Annotated in this window: 2 protein-coding genes; both read right to left on the bottom strand. The window is 72.2% G+C overall.

From position 1 onward, the window contains the following. The coding region (locus tag CCN39_RS48825; protein ID WP_143264511.1) for an HK97 family phage prohead protease at positions 1 to 455 on the bottom strand (455 nt) is incomplete at its 3' end. Between the two features lie 2 nt (positions 456 to 457). After that, positions 458 to 1,094: hypothetical protein (locus CCN39_RS50550; RefSeq protein ID WP_208630708.1), on the bottom strand; the 637-nt coding region annotated here is incomplete at its 5' end.

Below are 1,094 nucleotides of genomic sequence, written 5' to 3'. Positions count from 1 at the left end.
CGGGAGAACCGTTTGATCTCGTAGTACTCGCCCCACGGGTGCGCGGTCAGGTTGTCGGTGTCGACCCAGCCGCCCTCTCCGACGTCGTAGGCGAACGAGAACTGCTTGATCCGGCGGCCCTTCAGCAGGCCGTGCACGTGCTTCGCGGTCGCGTTGGTGTCCATGTCCTCGATCTGCGCGAGGACCTCCAGCCCGTCGGGCGTCTCGGCGGCCTCCAGCACGCTGCCGATGTGGGCGAACGCATCGCCCCACTTGTGCGACCAGACCACCGGGATCGGGTCGCCGGACGCCTTCCACTCGGCGAGGACTTGGGCGAACGCGCCTGGTGCGATCACGTCGCCCATGTCGTCCTCGTTGCCGAACACCGAGACCAGCGCCCGGAACTGGCCTTCCTGCAGGCCGTCGGCGGGACCGGCGGCCTTGATCCGGGCGTGAGCTTCCTTGGTGCGGGGCACGGTCAGCCCCCCTCTCGTGTGTAGTCCAGGCGGCAGTTGCAGTTCGCGGTCTCCTCGGCGCTGCCGTTCGCGTCGCCCGGCCAGCGCAGGCCGTTGCCGAAGGTTCCGCCGAGCTCGACGGCGTCGCCGTCCAGGCGGACGTGGGAGGCGCGCGGGTTCTTCCCCCCGGTGCGCCACACCTTGTGGGTCAGCCCGGAGGCGCCGGCGGCGTCGTGCGAGCCGAACGAGCGGGCCTCGGTCGAGGCGGTCACCGCGCGCATCCCGGCCGCGACGACCCATGACGCAAGCCCGGCCTTGAGGTTGTCGCGCCAGTCGCCCTCGTCACGGCCGGCCGCGGTCGCCGCGGTGTAGGCGGCCTGCTCGTACTGGGCGGCGTGCGAGGCCGCCGCGACTGCCAGCCACGCCTCCATGACCGCCGCATCCCAGCCGTCGGCCTCCGGGTTCCACACCCCGAGCACCGACCAGGCGCCGATCTGTGCGAGCCGGAACCCGTACCCGGCGATGAGTGCGGCCAACTGGGCCTGCCGCTCGGGGGACTGCGCGGCCCACAGGTCGAAGAAGTCGGGCGGCCCGTCCGCTTTCGCGTCCGCGCGTTCCAGCAGTCCGTCGGCCTGCCGCTGAGCCCACCCGGTCAGGGCT

Source organism: Amycolatopsis kentuckyensis (assembly GCF_002155975.1).
Taxonomy (GTDB): domain Bacteria; phylum Actinomycetota; class Actinomycetes; order Mycobacteriales; family Pseudonocardiaceae; genus Amycolatopsis; species Amycolatopsis kentuckyensis.
Note: the sequence above shows the minus strand (reverse complement) of the source record. Positions and strands in the feature narration are given on the sequence as shown.